Below are 15,537 nucleotides of genomic sequence, written 5' to 3'. Positions count from 1 at the left end.
AGACAGGTTAACGGTAAATGCCATTTGTCCCGTGTGCAGCCGTCGCCCTATTACTACGCACGCTGATCATCTGCTTGATGTCGATCCACTCGATGCCTTGAGCCTTCAGCTTCGGCAACTCTCGCTCCAGCACCGCCAACGTCTGCGGATACGGATGGCCGATCATCACCGCCGAGCCCTGCTTGTGCGCCAGGCTGATCGCCGTCTGCAACTGGGTGGAGATCGCCGCCTCGGTACGCTCGTCATCGAGAAAAACATCCCGCGAAACGCTCGCCAGATCGATCTTCTGCGCCTGCTGCGCCGCAACGGTTTGCGCACTGGTGCGGCTGTCGACGAAGAATTTGTGCCGGCGCTGCAATTCGCCCATCAACCACGCCATCGCCACCGGTTGCGCAGTCATGCGGCTGCCCATGTGGTTGTTGATGCCAGCGGTGTAGGGGACCATTTTGAACGCAGCGTCGAGGCGTTTTTGCAGCTCTTCGATCGGCAGTTCGGGGTGCCAGGCGTAGGGCCCGGTGGCCGGATCCATTGGCATGTGCAGGATGACGATCTTGCCGGCGCGATGCGCTTCGCGGGCAAATTCGGTAGCGTGCGGGGTGTCGGGCATGATCGCCGTGGTCACCGGGCCGGGCAGAGCCAGCACACGGCGATCCCGGGGCAGGTTCTGCCCCAGGTCATCGATGATCAGTGTCAGGTAGGCTTTGTGTGGCTTTGGGCTGACGGGCTCTGCGTGAGCAGCACCCGCCAGACAGCACAACAGAACGAAGACGAAACGCAAAGACATCCTCAACGGCCGGACGTGATGCTCAGGCCTTTGAGCAGGCTCAGGGCCTGGGCCAGTTGGTAATCGTCATCCTGCGGCATCGCTTTGGCCTTGGCGCTGGAACCGGTCGGTTTGTCGGCGCCGCCGTTGCCATTGCCCAAGTGACCTTGCAGATCGGCTTCCTTGAAGTAATCGCTGTCGGCCTCGCTGGTGATTTTGGCCTTGCGCACTTCGATGTCCGGGACGATGCCTTGCGCCTGAATCGAGCGGCCATTCGGCGTGAAGTACAGCGCGGTGGTGATCTTCAGCGCGCGGTCGTTGTTCAGCGGCAGAACGGTTTGTACCGAGCCTTTGCCGAAACTGGTGGTACCCATTACTACCGCGCGTTTCTGATCCTGCAGGGCACCGGCGACGATTTCCGACGCCGAGGCGCTGCCACCGTTGATCAGCACCACCATCGGCACCGCTTCGCTTTCGTCTTTGCCGGTGGCCGAGAAACGCAGCTCGGAGTTGGCGATCCGGCCTTTGGTGTAGACGATCAGGCCTTTGGTGATGAAGTGGTCAACCACTTCTACCGCTGCCTGCAGCACGCCACCCGGGTTGTTGCGCAGGTCGAGGATGATGCCGTTGAGTTTCTTGCCGTTGTCCTTGCGCAGCTTGGCCAGGGCTTTGGAAACTTCTTCGCCGGTCTTGACCTGGAACTGGGTGATGCGGATATACGCATAGCCGGTTTCCAGCAGTTGCGCCTTGACGCTCTTCACCTGAATCACGGCGCGTGCCAAGGTCACGTCGAACGGCGTGCCGCCGTCGCGCACCAGGGTCAGGGTGATTTTCTGGCCGATCTTGCCGCGCATCTTGTCGACGGCTTCGGTCATGGTCTGGCCGCGTGTTGGCGCACCGTTGATCTTGACGATGAAGTCGCCAGCCTGAATGCCGGCCTTCGACGCCGGGGTGTCATCGATTGGCGAGACCACTTTGATGAAGCCGTCTTCGGCGCCGACTTCGATACCCAGGCCGCCGAATTCACCGCTGGTGCTTTCCTGCAGCTCGGTGAAGTCTTCCGGGCCGAGGTAGGCCGAGTGCGGGTCGAGGTTGCTGAGCATGCCCTTGATCGCGTTTTCCAGCAGGGTCTTGTCGTCCACCGGCTCGACGTAAGCGGCTTTGATCCGGTCCATGACCTCGGCAAAGGTGCGCAACTCTTCCAGCGGCAACGGCGCCTTGGAGGTCGCGGCAGTGCCTGCCGGAGCGACGGCCGGGGCCGGTTGAGCGGCGAACGCCAGAGGCGCGCCGATCACCAGGGCGATCGTCAGGGCCAGCGAGGTAAGGCGGGACAAATGCAGCATGTCGAACGAACTCCTGAATTAGGCGGTGCGCTTATCCTTGCGCACGGCACCATTGCGCCGGATCACTCGGGTGACCCTGCTGACGAATTGCGAAATACAGCGCTGATGTGTCTTGACCGCCACTGTTACCGACAGTGGAGATCGACTCACCGGCTTTAACCACGTCCCCAGCCGACTTGAGCAGCGTCTGGTTGTGACCGTAAAGACTCAAAAAACCGTTGCCGTGATCAAGGATCACCAACAGCCCGGCACCGCGCAACCAGTCGGCGAAGACCACGCGACCGCCGTGTACGGCGTGCACCTGGCTGCCGGCGGAGGCGCTGATCATCACCCCGTCCCACTTGGTGCGGGCGTCGTCACCACGGCTTTCGCCGAAGCGCGCCAGCAGTCGACCATCAACCGGCCAAGGAAGTTTTCCCCGCGTTGCAGCAAAAGGGCCACCGAAGGTCTCGCCGCTGCTGGAGACCAGCGCGCCGGGAGTGGATCTGGCGGGTTTTCGTGGGGCGTCGCTGTTTTCAGCCTGCGCCTCACGCAAGCGCTTTTTTTCCGCTTCCTGCTGGGCGATCAGCGCTTTCTGCCGCGCTTCTTCTGCCTCACGGGCCTGGCGGGCCAGGGTTTCCTCAATGGTTTTAAGGACTTTAGACAGGTCTGCCTGATCCTGCTCACGGGCGGCAAGTTTCTGGTCGCGGGCTTTCACATCATCGTTGAGTTTGGCGAGGACTTGCTGGCGTTCCTTGCGGACATTCTCCAGCTCGTCGCGCTGGGTATCGAGGTTGCTTTTCTGTACCAGCAACTGCGCCTGCTGGGCGGCAATGTCTTTTTCGACATTGGCCAATTGGCGCAGGGTTTCGTTGAAGTTCTTCAACTGCTCCAGGCGGGCCTGGCTCAGATAATCGTAATAAGTGAGGGTGCGGGCGAATTTCTCTGGATTCTGCTGGTTGAGCAGCAGCTTGAGGTATTCCTGCCGACCGTTCTGATAGGCCGCTCGGGCCTGAATGGCGATCAGTCGCTGCTGTTCAGTGCGCGCGCTCTGGAGTTTTTTTTTCTCTGCATCGAGTCGCTGTAGCTCGGATTCGCTCTTCTGCAGTTCTTTCTGCAGTGCATCGACCTGCTTCTGCAGCTTGCCCAGCTCGGTTTCAGTGCCCTTGAGCTGTTTCTGTACGCCGGATTTTTCTTCCTGGACTTTGCTCAACAGCTTTTTCAGCTCGGCAATGTCCTGACGCGTAGCGTCCAACTGCTGTTGGGTTTGCGCGCGCTCGTCAGCGAAGGCCGGTTGGAGCAGGCAGGTCAGAGCGAGGGCGATCAGGACGCGGAGCATAGAGGCGGGCGGCACCAGGGTAAGGGACGGCCTAGTATGCCCGCCCGAGGCTGCAAAAAAAACGCCCAATTGGGGCTGTGTGATAACTGGCCTGAAAAACACCACAAACCTATGTAGGAGTGAGCCTGCTCGCGATGGCTTGCTCACGTTCAACAGAGTAGTTGACTGTCAGATGGCTATCGCGAGCAGGCTCACTCCTACAGGGTTTTGCGGTGTTTCGGCGATTGCGCTCAGACCAGAATCGAGGTGCCGGTCATTTCCGCCGGTTTTTCCAGACCCAGCAGCTTCAGCATGGTCGGTGCCACGTCCGCCAGCACGCCGCCTTCACGCACTTTCAGGTCGCGCTTGCCGACATAAATGAACGGCACCGGCTCGGTGGTGTGCGCGGTGTGCGCTTGCCCGGTGGATTCATCGGCCATTTGCTCGACGTTGCCGTGGTCAGCGGTAATCAGCGCTTCACCGCCAACCTTTTCCAGTGCGTCAACAATGCGACCGACGCAGGTGTCGAGGCACTCAACGGCTTTCACCGCCGCGTCGAACACGCCGCTGTGGCCAACCATGTCACCGTTGGCGTAGTTGACCACGATCACGTCGTAACGCTGGTTTTCGATAGCCTCGACGATGCGGTCGGTTACCTCCGGCGCGCTCATTTCCGGCTGCAAGTCGTAGGTAGCGACTTTCGGCGACGGGATCAGGATGCGTTCTTCGCCCGGGAACGGTTCTTCGCGACCGCCGGAGAAAAAGAAGGTCACGTGCGCGTATTTCTCGGTTTCAGCGATGCGCAGCTGGGTTTTGCCGTTCTTCGCCAGATAGTCGCCGAGAACGTTTTCCAGGCTGCCCGCAGCGAATGCCGACGGAGCCGGAATGCTTGCGGCGTATTGGGTCAGCATGACGAAACCGGCCAGTTTCGGCTGGCGTGCGCGTTCGAAATCCTTGAAGTCGTCTTCGACGAACACGCGAGTCAGCTCGCGGGCACGGTCGGCGCGGAAGTTCATGAACACCACGGCGTCGCCGTCTTCGATTTTTACCGGCTCACCAATGGTCGTGGCTTTGACGAATTCGTCGCTCTCGCCGCGAGCGTAAGCAGCGTCCAGACCTTCTTGGGCGGTGGCGGCGTTGAATTCGCTGTTGCCGTCGACGATCAGGTTGTACGCCTGAGCGACGCGATCCCAGCGGTTGTCACGGTCCATGGCGAAGTAACGGCCGATGATGCTGGCGATACGGCCCTTGCCGAGTGCCTGGAAAGTCGCGTCGAGAAGCTCGATCGACGACGCAGCGCTTTTCGGTGGGGTGTCGCGGCCATCGAGGAAGGCGTGCAGGTAGATTTTTTCGGCGCCACGCTTGAACGCCAGTTCGGCCATGGCGATCAGGTGATCCTGGTGGCTGTGCACGCCGCCATCGGAGAGCAGGCCCATGAAGTGCACGGCTTTGCCGGCAGCCACGGCTTTATCCACGGCAGCGCAGATGGTCGGGTTTTCAAAAAACTCGCCGTCGCGGATCGACTTGGTCACGCGCGTGAAGTCCTGATACACCACGCGACCGGCGCCGAGGTTCATGTGGCCGACTTCAGAATTGCCCATCTGGCCGTCCGGCAGGCCGACGTCCATGCCGCTGCCCGAGATCAAGCCGTTCGGCACGCTGGCCCAGAGGCGATCGAGAACAGGCTTCTTCGCCGCAAAAACGGCATTGGATTCGGGGCTGTCGCTGTGACCGAAGCCGTCGAGAATCATCAGGACCAAAGGTTTAGGCGTAGTCGTCATGGAATCCACTCGTGGCTAATAAAGAAGAGGGCGATGGAAAAGGGAGTTGGAGTTTAAAGCTAAGTTCCGACCGCGTCACCGCCGGACGGGGTTTGGCCGACCATAGTGGCTGTGTATACTGGCCGACATTTTAACGCCCTGGAACCTCCTTCGATGGTTGCTCACCTGATTGAATTTGCCACTAACCACTACATTCTTGTCGGTATCTTCGTCGTACTGCTGGCTCTGCTGCTGGCGCACACGATGCAGGGCGGCGGTAAAAGCCTGAGCACAGGCGAGCTGACCGCGTTGGTCAACAAAGATGCAGGCGTGGTGGTGGACATCCGTCCGGCCAAGGATTTCGCTGCTGGCCACATCGTTGGCGCGGTGAACATTCCCCAGGACAAACTGGCTGCGCGCACCGCCGAGCTGGAAAAGCACAAGGCCAAGACCATCATTCTGGTCGACGCCCTGGGCCAGACCGCCGGCACCCACGCCCGCGAACTGATGAAATCCGGCTTCACCGCCGCCAAGCTGTCCGGCGGGATCTCCAGCTGGAAAGGCGACAACCTGCCGCTGGTGAAGTGATATGAGCGAAGTCATCGTCTACTCCAGCGATTACTGCCCTTATTGCTCGCGAGCCAAGTACCTGCTCGAGAACAAAGGCGTGGCCTTCAAAGAGATCAAGGTCGATGGCAAGCCGCAGGTGCGCGCCGAAATGGCCCAGAAAGCCGGACGCACGTCCGTGCCGCAGATCTGGATCGGCAGCAAGCACATCGGCGGTTGTGACGATTTGTATGCCCTGGAGCGCGCCGGCAAGCTCGACGCGCTGCTCAAGGCCTGAACGGCTGCACCCACGTACAGCAATCCCTTAAAGACCCGAGATCAGAAAGGATCTGAGATGACTGACCAACAGAACACTGCAGCCAGCGAAGAAGAAACCGCACCGCAATTCTCCTTGCAGCGCATCTACGTACGCGACCTGTCCTTCGAAGCCCCGAAAAGCCCGGCGATCTTCCGCCAGCAGTGGGATCCGGCAGTCGCGCTGGATCTGAACACTCGTCAGAAAGCGCTGGAAGGCGATTTCTACGAAGTGGTGCTGACCCTGTCCGTTACCGTGAAAAACGGTGAAGAAGTGGCCTTCATCGCTGAAGTGCAGCAGGCCGGTATCTTCCTGATCAAGAACCTCGATGCGGCTTCGATGAGCCACACCCTGGGTGCGTTCTGCCCGAACATCCTGTTCCCGTACGCGCGCGAAACCCTGGACAGCCTGGTGACCCGTGGTTCGTTCCCGGCGCTGATGCTGGCCCCGGTGAACTTCGACGCCCTGTACGCGCAAGAGCTGCAGCGCATGCAGGAAAGCGGTGAGACGCCAACCGTTCAGTAAGACGGTTTAGCAACACCCCATGTGGGAGCGAGCCTGCTCGCGAAAGCGGTCTGTCAGACACATCAATGTTGCCTGACACTCCATATTCGCGAGCAGGCTCGCTCCCACATTTGTTTTGCGGTGTTACTTGAAGTCGTTCTGGCGCCAGGCTTCGTACACGGCGACCGCAACGGTGTTGGACAGGTTCAGGCTGCGGCAGCCTTCGCGCATCGGCAAACGCAGGCGCTGTTCCGCCGGCAGGGCATCGAGCACTTCTGGCGGCAGGCCACGACTTTCCGGGCCGAAGATGAACGCATCGCCCGGGACGAACGCGGCATCATGAAACGGTCGCGAGCCCTTGGTGGTGAACGCAAACACCCGAGGATTACCGATGCTCTCCAGGCAACTGGCCAAGTCGGCGTGACGTTGCAGCGTGGCATATTCGTGGTAGTCGAGACCGGCACGGCGCAAGCGCTTGTCGTCCATCTCGAAGCCCAGCGGTTCGATCAAATGCAGGTGGCAGCCGCTGTTGGCGCACAGCCTGATAACGTTGCCGGTATTCGGCGGAATTTCTGGTTGAAAAAGGATGACGTGAAACATGCACGGCTCCGAAGGTAAAGATGAGCGGCATTCTACGCCGCCTGTGGACAACCGTTCGAAACTATTGCCGCGAGTCATCGGTTCGCTGGCGATTGTCGGCTTGATGATCGGCTTGATGATCGGCCGCCTGACCACACCGGATCCGACCGTGCTGCAACAAGTCGAGGTGACGGATCAAGGGCTGGTGGTGTGGTTCAACAACGAACCCAAGCTGCACGGCGAAATTATTGACGGCACCGTGGCGCTGCTGTTTCAGGCCCAGGGATCGGCGCAAAAGGGCCAGCTCAAGCTCAACGGCAAAGACGTGAACTGGCGTACGCGAGCGAGTGATGGGGGGTTGTTGCTGACGGTGCTTGCAGCGCGACCGCTGCAAGGAGACTGGGCCGGCAGCAAAGTCGATGACCGCTGGCGGCTGGAGATCCATCTCCGTGAACAATAAAAGCGGGAGTCCCTGACCTGCCTGTATCAGGGTTCCCAAAACGGGGTGGACTTCGCGTATCGCGTCGGTCCGGTGTAAAGAGGGAACCCCCGGCCTGCCTGTACCAAGGATCCCAAAAGGGTGGACGCATCGCGTGGCGATCTGCGCCCGGTGTAAAGAGGGGAATCCCCGGCCTGCCTGTACCAAGGTCCCCGAAACGGGTGGTGAAACGAATCACCTGTGAGAGGTATTGCAGGGGGCGTGCCAGGTTTTATTTTTTTGAAACAAAAAAGCTGATGAGAAACGCGAAGGCCCCGGGATTCGGGGCTTTCGTGTTTGTTGCAGGGTGAGCTTTTAATGTTTTGAGGCGGTATTTGGAGAAACTCGCAGTGCCCGATCACGGGTCATCGTGCATTCATGCGGTGCACAGTGGCCTTAAAAACATCGCGAGCAGGCTCACTCCTACAGTGGAACGCATTCCAACTGTAGGAGTGAGCCTGCTCGCGATTGGATCTGACGTTCAGCGAAGAACGTGGGGCTTAACCCTCATCCCCCTCATCATCATCCCCACCATCAACCTTCATCCCCAATTCCTTGATCTTGCGCGTCAGGGTATTCCGCCCCCAGCCCAGCAACACCGCGGCATCACGCCGACGCCCGGCCGTGTGCTTCAGCGCCGTCTCGATCATGATCCGCTCAAACGCCGGCACCGCGCTGTCGAGCAAACTCGACTGACCACGCGCCAAGGCCTGGTCGGCCCACTGGCGCAGCGCCTGTTCCCAGTTGGTCACCGGTGCCGAATCTTGCGGCAGGTTGAGCAGTTCCGGTGGCAGGTCGCTGATGTGCACTTCGCGCCCGGACGCCATTACGGTGATCCAGCGGCAGGTATTCTCCAACTGACGTACGTTGCCGCCCCACGGCAGGTTCTTCAGGTATTCCTCGGTCTCGCTTTTCAGCAGCTTCGGCTCCACCGCCAATTCCTGCGCGGCGCGGCTGAGGAAGTGCTTGGCCAGGGTCGGGATATCTTCACGACGATCCGACAGGCGCGGGATGTGGATGCGGATCACGTTGAGGCGGTGGAACAAGTCCTCACGGAATTTGCCGGCGTGCACCAGGGTTTCCAGATTCTGGTGCGTCGCGGCGATGATGCGCACGTCGACCTTGACCGGCACATGCCCGCCAACGCGATAGAACTCGCCGTCGGCCAGAACCCGCAGCAAACGGGTTTGCGTATCCGCCGGCATGTCGCCGATTTCATCGAGAAACAGCGTGCCGCCATCAGCCTGTTCGAAGCGGCCACGACGCAGGTTGGCCGCGCCGGTGAACGCACCTTTCTCATGGCCGAACAGCTCGGATTCCATCAGGTCCTTGGGAATCGCCGCCATGTTCAGCGCGATGAACGGCGAAGCCGCGCGCGGGCTGTGGCGGTGCAGGGCGTGGGCAACCAGCTCTTTACCGGTACCGGATTCGCCGTTGATCAGCACGGTGATGTTGGAGTGGCTCAAGCGGCCAATGGCGCGAAACACTTCCTGCATCGCCGGCGCTTCGCCGATGATTTCCGGGGTGCGGGTCAGGGCCGGTACGACTTCCAGGCCTTGCTGTTCTTGCGCGTGCTGATTGGCGCGCTTGACCAGCGACACCGCTTCATCAACGTCGAACGGCTTCGGCAAATACTCGAACGCACCGCCCTGATACGAGGCGACAGCGCTGTCCAGATCGGAGTGAGCGGTCATGATGATGACCGGCAACCGTGGATGCTGCTCGCGAATCCGCGCCAGAAGGTCCAGACCACTGGCACCCGGCATGCGGATATCGGAAATGATCACGTCAGGCTGCTGACGGGCCAGGCGACTCATCACGCCATCAGCGCTGTCGAAGCTCTGGGTGGTCATACCTTCCTGCTGCAAGGCCTTTTCCAGAACCCAACGGATAGAACGGTCGTCATCGACGATCCACACGGTTTCACTACGGCTCATGTCGATGTGGCTCCTTGTTCCAGTGGCAGAAAGATCGAGAAGGTGGTGTGGCCTGGATGGCTGTCACACTCGATCAGACCCTGGTGCTGGCTGATGATGTTCTGGGTAATGGCCAGACCGAGCCCGGTACCGTCCGGGCGTCCGCTGACCATGGGAAAGAAAATGGTTTCCTGAAGTTCCGCCGGGATCCCCGGGCCGTTGTCGATGATCTCGATCTTGGTCACCAGACGATGGCGGACGTGGCCGATGGTGAACTGGCGCATGGTCCGGGTGCGCAGGCTGATGCGGCCCAGACGCAGCTCGTTCTGGCTGCTGATCGCCTGCATCGCGTTGCGCACGATGTTCAACACCGCCTGAATCATTTGTTCGCGGTCGATCAAGACGTCGGGAATGCTCGGGTCGTAATCGCGCACCAAGGTGATGCAGCCCTGACTTTCGGCTTCGACCAGTTGGCAGACGCGCTCGAGCACTTCGTGGACGTTGCACATCGCCAGCGACGGCAGTTTGTTCGAACCGAGCATGCGGTCGACCAGATTGCGCAGGCGGTCGGCCTCTTCAATGATCACGTTGGTGTAATCGCGCAGGCTGTCTTCCGGAAGCTCGCGGGCCAGCAATTGCGCAGCGCCGCGGATGCCGCCCAGTGGATTCTTGATCTCGTGGGCGAGGCCGCGCACCAGCATTTTGCTGGTTTCCTGCTTGGACAGCTGCGCCTCTTCCTTGGTGATCCGCAGCAAGCGGTCACGCGGATGAACCTCAAGCAGGAGCATGGTCGCGCCATTGCTGAGGATTGGCGTCACCGCGTAATCCACGGTCAAGGTCTGGCCGGTGAGGGCGGTGAGCATCGCTTCGCGCTTGGTAAACGGATGCGCCTGTTCTACCGCCTGGCGCAGGGAATTCAGCGCCTCGGTGGATTCGGTGAACAGCTCGCTGATGAACTGCCCATGGCTACGCTGCCCGCTGATGGCGAGCAGCATCTCCGCCGCCGGGTTCATGTACTCAAGGCGCAATTCGGCGTCGAGCAGAATGGTGGCGGTGGTCAGATTGTCGAGCAGCAAACGGTGGATTGCGTCGCTAATAGTCATCGGAGCCTCTTTTGGGGGCGGAGCGTGCGCAACAAGCAAGCGTCGGTATCGGGAAAATGCAAAAACCAAACCAAGGCTCTGAAAAGAAGCGTTCGACGCCTGAAACGGGCGTTTGACGCTCGTTTGCATGGCATTCGGCCAGCGCGAACGGGAAGTTTCGAACCAAAATGGGTTGGAATATGAGTACGGTGCAGCCTATTGCACCAATATAGTGCGCAAAGCTGAACGGCGTTAGAAGAAACGCAGGAAGGGGTTTTTCGGCTCAGGCGGTTTGTCTTTCAGTGGGCATTCCGGGCGTACGCCGTAATCGTCCTTGGTGCAGGGTTTGACCTGACGCTTCTGCGCAAGCGACATGCGCAGCATATGGAAGGGCTGGTTGGCCGTGCGTTCGACGGTACGGCCTTCGGTGTCAAGGATTTCCACGGAAAGGTTGTGGCTGCCACGATCGATATTGGTCAGCGGAAACACAGGACTGAGGCCGGGTTCGCCGGTGGCTTGGCCATCCAGCAACAGGCGATAACGGTGGCCGCGTTGCAGGCCGGGTTCGCTGGTAACGCTGACGATGATTTCGCCGGCGCTGCTGCGAATGGTTGCATCGGGTTCAGGCACCAGAATGCGCAGCATGTCGTAGTGGAAAGGCGGTTGTTCCACTGATTTTTTCGCCGTGGAGATCGGCGCAGCGGCGCTGGGGTTGGCCGACATGCGATTGCTGGTCGCTATGGGAACGCGCTTGGCGTTGCTGCGCGGCTGATCGGTGTAGACGCGATTGCCCTGCGCATCGGTATAGGTGAAGACCTCGGCTGAAGCTTGCAGCGACATCAGCGCCGACAGGACGAACAACCACGCGCGGATCATGGCTTGTGCACCCGCTGCACGCTGAGGGCCACTGGCGGACTCTGCTGGATGATCGTCTGCCCGTCGATCACCTGCACCGCTAGACGATGTTCACCACGATCAACGTTCACCAGTTGCAGGATCGGCACGTTGCTCGGCTGACCGTAGAGTTCGTCATCCAGAACCAGTCTTAATTGATGCGGCGGCTGCAGGCGCGGCTTGATCAGCACTTGGACAGTGAACGTGCCGTTGTTGGCGCGCAGGGCCTCTTCGCTGGGCAGGCCGGCGAGTTCGAGAATGTCGTAAGCGTTGCGCTGGGGTTCGCGGTTGTCGCTGACGGGCGCAGGGGGTGCGCTCGGTGCTTGCGGCTCGACACGATTGAGTGGCGGCAATTCCACCGGCTGCGCCTGCACGCCCTCCGGCGAATGATCGCTGTAGACCGTGTTGCCGTTGGCATCGGTGTACTTGTAGATCTGCGCGGCGGCGGGCAGGGCGATCAGCAGCAGAATGTAGAGAAAGGTGCGACCCATGAAATCGACCGGGATTGAAAGCGATGGGGTGCAGCATAGGACAGGTGCGGCGGTTGGCCCAACCCTGCACACATCCAGAGATCATTCAGACACCACGATTCCCCTGTAGGAGTGAGCCTGCTCGCGATGGCGTCGTGTCAGTCAGTATTGCCTTCAATGATCCACCGCTATCGCGAGCGGGCTCACTCCTACAGGGGATCTCGGTCGGCCATAATCCAGGCAATAAAAAAGGCCTCCCGAAGGAGGCCTCTTTTTGTCACGCCGCGTAGCGCAGCGCTACCGGATCAGCAGCTGTAGTACAGCTCATATTCCAGTGGGTGTACGAAGGTGCGTACCTTGATTTCTTCTTCCGATTTCAGCGCGATGTAAGCGTCGATGAAGTCGTCGGAGAATACGCCGCCCTTGGTCAGGAACGCGCGGCCCTTGTCCAGCTCTTCCAGGGCTTCTTTCAGGCTGCCGCAAACTTGTGGGATCTCTTTCGCCTCTTCCGGCGGCAGGTCGTACAGGTTTTTGTCAGCAGCGTCGCCTGGGTGGATCTTGTTCTGGATACCGTCCAGACCAGCCATCAGCAGTGCTGCGAAGGCCAGGTACGGGTTGGCAGCCGGATCCGGGAAGCGCGCTTCGATACGGCGGGCTTTCGGGCTCGACACGTAAGGAATACGGATCGAAGCGGAGCGGTTGCGAGCCGAGTAGGCCAGCATCACTGGAGCTTCGAAGCCTGGTACCAGACGCTTGTACGAGTTGGTCGCCGGGTTGGTGAAGCCGTTCAGGGCCTTACCGTGCTTGATGATGCCGCCGATGAAGTACAGAGCGGTATCGGACAGGCCGGCATAGCCTTCACCAGCGAAGGTGTTCTTGCCGTCTTTCCAGATCGACATGTGAACGTGCATGCCCGAACCGTTGTCGCCGTACAGTGGCTTCGGCATGAAGGTCGCGGTGCGGCCGTAAGCGTCAGCAACGTTGTGCACAACGTACTTCAGGGTTTGGGTTTCGTCGGCTTTCTTCACCAGGGTGTTGAACTTGACGCCGATTTCGTTCTGGCCGGCAGTCGCCACTTCGTGGTGGTGAACTTCGACGGTCAGGCCCATTTCTTCCAGTGCGTTGCACATGGAGGTACGGATTTCGTGGTCGTGGTCGAATGGTGGAACCGGGAAGTAGCCGCCTTTGACGCCTGGACGGTGACCCTTGTTGCCGCCTTCGATGTCCTGGTCGGACATCCACGAACCTTGCTCGGAGTAGATCTTGAACATCGAGCCGGAGATGTCCGACTTGAATTTCACCGAGTCGAAGATGAAGAATTCTGGCTCTGGACCGGCGAACACAGTGTCACCGATACCGGTGGCTTTCAGGTGTTCTTCGGCGCGCTTGGCGATCGCACGTGGGTCGCGGTCGTAGCCTTGCATGCTCGAAGGTTCGATGATGTCGCACACCAGGATCAGGGTGGCGTCTTCGGTGAACGGGTCGAGAACGGCAGTTTCGTCAACCGGCATCAGGATCATGTCGGAGGCTTCGATGCCTTTCCAGCCAGCGATGGAGGAGCCGTCGAACATTTTGCCGACTTCGAAGAAGTCGTCGTCCAAAGCATCGCGAGCCGGCATGGTCACGTGGTGCTGAGTACCTTTGGTGTCCGTGAAGCGCAGATCAATCCACTTGACGTCATGATCTTTGATGAGTTGAACCGTCTTCGACATATGTCCTCCGGGTGGCTTCGGGCTTGGTAGTGGATGCCCTTGAATTTGGTTGATGCCGGCGCGAATACTCTGCCAAGGCAACCTGCCTCACAAGGGAGCAAATTGCATGCCAGTGCCCCAGCATGGGTTTTTTGCCCCAAATTCACGCTTATTAAGGTGCTACGCGTCTGAAAGCGGAAAATCTCGCCCTCTAATGTAGCGTTATAAATCGAAAATGACCCGTTTTGGTGCATGCAAAACCTTCTGCACATTAACTGGTTAAACCTTGAGCAATTTCCGCTATAATCCGCGCCCCCCTTTTTCGGCTGGCCGTTCGCGCGCTGTTTTCATGAAACTAATCGTAAAAGTCTTCCCCGAGATCACCATCAAAAGCCGACCTGTCCGGACGAAATTCATCCGCCAGTTGGCCAAGAACATCCGCACCGTGCTCCGCGACCTGGACCCGGCCGTGGTGGTGAACGGTGTGTGGGACAATCTCGAGCTGGAAACCCGCGTAACCGACGCCAAAGCCTTGAAAGAGATGGGCGAGCGCCTGACCTGCATGCCGGGCATCGCGCACTTCCTGCAGATCGACGAGTACCCGCTGGGTGACTTCGACGACATCACCGAAAAGTGCAAACAGCACTACGGCGATGCACTGGCCGGGAAGATTTTCTCGGTACGCTGCAAGCGTGCCGGCAAGCACACGTTCAGCTCGATGGACGTCGAAAAATACGTCGGCAGCAAGCTGCGGCGTGAGTGCGGTGCCGCCGGTATCGACCTGAAAGCGCCGCAAATCGAAGTTCGTATCGAAGTTCGCGACAAACGGTTGTTCGTGATCCACAGCCAGCACAACGGCATCGGCGGCTACCCGCTCGGCGCCCTGGAGCAGACGCTGGTATTGATGTCCGGCGGCTTTGACTCGACCGTTGCGGCCTACCAGATCATTCGTCGCGGCCTGATGACGCACTTCTGCTTTTTCAATCTGGGCGGTCGTGCCCACGAATTGGGCGTGATGGAAGTCGCGCATTTCATCTGGAAGAAGTACGGCAGCTCGCAACGCGTGCTATTTGTCAGTGTTCCGTTCGAAGAAGTGTTGGGCGAAATTCTCGGCAAAGTCGATAACAGTCATATGGGCGTCGTATTGAAGCGTATGATGTTGCGCGCGGCTTCCAACATCGCCGACCGTCTGCAGATCGAGGCACTGGTCACCGGCGAGGCGATCTCCCAGGTGTCGAGCCAGACGCTGCCGAACCTGTCGGTGATCGACTGCGTGACCGACAAACTGGTCCTGCGTCCGCTGATCGTGGCGCACAAGCAGGACATCATCGACACGGCCAACGAGATCGGTACCGCCGATTTCGCCCGGCACATGCCGGAATACTGCGGGGTCATTTCGGTCAATCCGAAGACCGCCGCCAAACGCGGTCGCGTTGAGCACGAAGAGAAAGAATTCGACATGGCAGTCCTCGAGCGTGCGCTCGAAAACGCCAAACTGGTGCCGATCGATCGGGTGATCGACGAATTGGGCCAGGACGTACAGATTGAAGAAGTCAGCGAAGCACTGGCCGGCCAGATCGTGATCGACATCCGTCACCCGGATGCCGCCGAGGATGAGCCGCTGGAACTCGCTGGCGTAGAAGTACAGACGATGCCGTTCTACGCAGTGAACGCTCGTTTCAAGGAGCTGGATCCGACTCGCCAGTACCTGCTGTATTGCGACAAAGGCGTGATGAGTCGCCTGCATGCTCACCATTTGCTCAGTGAGGGGCATGCCAATGTGCGCGTTTATCGACCGAGCTAAGTGCCCGGGGCTGTTTGCCTGTGGCCTGCGTCACCGGCCCCCCGACACCGCCGTCAAGCTGTAACGGCCATGCCGGACACTACTGCTAATCGCT

15 protein-coding genes are annotated in these 15,537 nt (G+C 59.7%); 5 read left to right on the top strand and 10 right to left on the bottom strand.

Going from position 1 to position 15,537, the window contains the following annotated elements; all coding sequences use genetic code 11:
• Nucleotides 1-7: 7 nt before the first annotated feature.
• The 4 genes from AK821_RS06415 to gpmI form a co-directional block, all read right to left on the bottom strand.
• Complete coding sequence (locus AK821_RS06415; RefSeq protein ID WP_064388919.1) at nucleotides 8-784, bottom strand: divergent polysaccharide deacetylase family protein; 777 nt, start codon at nucleotides 782-784, stop codon at nucleotides 8-10.
• A 2-nt stretch (nucleotides 785-786) separates the two neighbouring features.
• Complete coding sequence (locus AK821_RS06410; RefSeq protein ID WP_064388918.1) at nucleotides 787-2,106, bottom strand: S41 family peptidase; 1,320 nt, start codon at nucleotides 2,104-2,106, stop codon at nucleotides 787-789.
• 31 nt (nucleotides 2,107-2,137) lie between these two features.
• Nucleotides 2,138-3,424: a murein hydrolase activator EnvC family protein gene (locus AK821_RS06405; protein ID WP_064388917.1), complete on the bottom strand. Its 1,287-nt coding sequence runs from the start codon at nucleotides 3,422-3,424 to the stop codon at nucleotides 2,138-2,140.
• A gap of 230 nt (nucleotides 3,425-3,654) precedes the next feature.
• Nucleotides 3,655-5,184, bottom strand: a complete 1,530-nt coding sequence (gene gpmI, locus AK821_RS06400; RefSeq protein WP_064388916.1) for a 2,3-bisphosphoglycerate-independent phosphoglycerate mutase — start codon at nucleotides 5,182-5,184, stop codon at nucleotides 3,655-3,657.
• Nucleotides 5,185-5,337: 153 nt separating this feature from the next.
• Here gpmI and AK821_RS06395 point away from each other — a divergent pair, with 153 nt between their 5' ends.
• From AK821_RS06395 to secB, 3 genes are read left to right on the top strand one after another with little or no spacing between them, the layout of a single operon-like run.
• The gene (locus AK821_RS06395) at nucleotides 5,338-5,751 is read left to right on the top strand and encodes a rhodanese-like domain-containing protein (protein WP_064388915.1); all 414 of its coding nucleotides are present in this window, start codon (nucleotides 5,338-5,340) and stop codon (nucleotides 5,749-5,751) included.
• Between the two features lies 1 nt (nucleotide 5,752).
• A complete protein-coding gene (gene grxC, locus AK821_RS06390; protein ID WP_008080561.1) occupies nucleotides 5,753-6,007 on the top strand; it encodes a glutaredoxin 3 in 255 nt (84 codons plus the stop codon).
• 57 nt (nucleotides 6,008-6,064) lie between these two features.
• Nucleotides 6,065-6,550 (top strand): protein-export chaperone SecB, encoded by a 486-nt coding sequence (gene secB / locus AK821_RS06385; protein WP_007909233.1) that lies wholly within the window; start codon nucleotides 6,065-6,067, stop codon nucleotides 6,548-6,550.
• A 123-nt stretch (nucleotides 6,551-6,673) separates the two neighbouring features.
• On the opposite strand, the gene AK821_RS06380 is transcribed toward secB, so the two are convergent.
• Complete coding sequence (locus AK821_RS06380) at nucleotides 6,674-7,129, bottom strand: tRNA (cytidine(34)-2'-O)-methyltransferase (RefSeq protein WP_064388914.1); 456 nt, start codon at nucleotides 7,127-7,129, stop codon at nucleotides 6,674-6,676.
• Between AK821_RS06380 and AK821_RS06375 the strand changes: the two genes are divergently transcribed.
• Nucleotides 7,128-7,568, top strand: coding sequence for a hypothetical protein (locus tag AK821_RS06375; RefSeq protein WP_064388913.1), 441 nt, complete (start codon nucleotides 7,128-7,130; stop codon nucleotides 7,566-7,568). The two genes, AK821_RS06380 and AK821_RS06375, sit on opposite strands and share 2 nt — an antisense overlap.
• A 518-nt stretch (nucleotides 7,569-8,086) precedes the next feature.
• On the opposite strand, the gene ntrC is transcribed toward AK821_RS06375, so the two are convergent.
• The 5 genes from ntrC to glnA form a co-directional block, all read right to left on the bottom strand.
• Nucleotides 8,087-9,523 (bottom strand): nitrogen regulation protein NR(I), encoded by a 1,437-nt coding sequence (ntrC, locus tag AK821_RS06370; RefSeq protein WP_007909238.1) that lies wholly within the window; start codon nucleotides 9,521-9,523, stop codon nucleotides 8,087-8,089.
• Nucleotides 9,520-10,605, bottom strand: coding sequence for a nitrogen regulation protein NR(II) (gene glnL / locus AK821_RS06365; protein WP_007909240.1), 1,086 nt, complete (start codon nucleotides 10,603-10,605; stop codon nucleotides 9,520-9,522). Before glnL ends, ntrC begins: the two co-directional genes overlap by 4 nt.
• Before the next feature lie 231 nt (nucleotides 10,606-10,836).
• Nucleotides 10,837-11,460: a DUF4124 domain-containing protein gene (locus AK821_RS06360; protein ID WP_064388912.1), complete on the bottom strand. Its 624-nt coding sequence runs from the start codon at nucleotides 11,458-11,460 to the stop codon at nucleotides 10,837-10,839.
• On the bottom strand, nucleotides 11,457-11,969 hold the full coding sequence (locus tag AK821_RS06355) for a DUF4124 domain-containing protein (protein ID WP_064388911.1): 513 nt from the start codon (nucleotides 11,967-11,969) through the stop codon (nucleotides 11,457-11,459). Before AK821_RS06355 ends, AK821_RS06360 begins: the two co-directional genes overlap by 4 nt.
• Nucleotides 11,970-12,253: 284 nt before the next feature.
• On the bottom strand, nucleotides 12,254-13,660 hold the full coding sequence (glnA, locus tag AK821_RS06350; protein WP_008080570.1) for a type I glutamate--ammonia ligase: 1,407 nt from the start codon (nucleotides 13,658-13,660) through the stop codon (nucleotides 12,254-12,256).
• A gap of 328 nt (nucleotides 13,661-13,988) precedes the next feature.
• Here glnA and thiI point away from each other — a divergent pair, with 328 nt between their 5' ends.
• Entirely contained in the window at nucleotides 13,989-15,443 is a 1,455-nt protein-coding gene (gene thiI / locus AK821_RS06345) for a tRNA uracil 4-sulfurtransferase ThiI (protein ID WP_064388910.1), read from the top strand.
• Nucleotides 15,444-15,537: the final 94 nt, after the last annotated feature.

The sequence above is a fragment of the Pseudomonas sp. RIT-PI-r genome (assembly GCF_001297015.1).
Lineage (GTDB): Bacteria > Pseudomonadota > Gammaproteobacteria > Pseudomonadales > Pseudomonadaceae > Aquipseudomonas.
Note: the sequence above shows the minus strand (reverse complement) of the source record. Positions and strands in the feature narration are given on the sequence as shown.

Coding starts and splice junctions, on each gene's coding strand:
- ntrC (WP_007909238.1), bottom strand. CDS start 9,523: ATGAGCCGTAGTGAAACCGTGTGGATCGTCGATGACGACCGTTCTATC.
- AK821_RS06410 (WP_064388918.1), bottom strand. CDS start 2,106: ATGCTGCATTTGTCCCGCCTTACCTCGCTGGCCCTGACGATCGCCCTG.
- gpmI (WP_064388916.1), bottom strand. CDS start 5,184: ATGACGACTACGCCTAAACCTTTGGTCCTGATGATTCTCGACGGCTTC.
- AK821_RS06380 (WP_064388914.1), bottom strand. CDS start 7,129: ATGTTTCACGTCATCCTTTTTCAACCAGAAATTCCGCCGAATACCGGC.
- AK821_RS06395 (WP_064388915.1), top strand. CDS start 5,338: ATGGTTGCTCACCTGATTGAATTTGCCACTAACCACTACATTCTTGTC.
- AK821_RS06355 (WP_064388911.1), bottom strand. CDS start 11,969: ATGGGTCGCACCTTTCTCTACATTCTGCTGCTGATCGCCCTGCCCGCC.
- grxC (WP_008080561.1), top strand. CDS start 5,753: ATGAGCGAAGTCATCGTCTACTCCAGCGATTACTGCCCTTATTGCTCG.
- AK821_RS06360 (WP_064388912.1), bottom strand. CDS start 11,460: ATGATCCGCGCGTGGTTGTTCGTCCTGTCGGCGCTGATGTCGCTGCAA.
- glnA (WP_008080570.1), bottom strand. CDS start 13,660: ATGTCGAAGACGGTTCAACTCATCAAAGATCATGACGTCAAGTGGATT.
- AK821_RS06375 (WP_064388913.1), top strand. CDS start 7,128: ATGCACGGCTCCGAAGGTAAAGATGAGCGGCATTCTACGCCGCCTGTG.
- AK821_RS06415 (WP_064388919.1), bottom strand. CDS start 784: ATGTCTTTGCGTTTCGTCTTCGTTCTGTTGTGCTGTCTGGCGGGTGCT.
- AK821_RS06405 (WP_064388917.1), bottom strand. CDS start 3,424: ATGCTCCGCGTCCTGATCGCCCTCGCTCTGACCTGCCTGCTCCAACCG.
- thiI (WP_064388910.1), top strand. CDS start 13,989: ATGAAACTAATCGTAAAAGTCTTCCCCGAGATCACCATCAAAAGCCGA.
- secB (WP_007909233.1), top strand. CDS start 6,065: ATGACTGACCAACAGAACACTGCAGCCAGCGAAGAAGAAACCGCACCG.
- glnL (WP_007909240.1), bottom strand. CDS start 10,605: ATGACTATTAGCGACGCAATCCACCGTTTGCTGCTCGACAATCTGACC.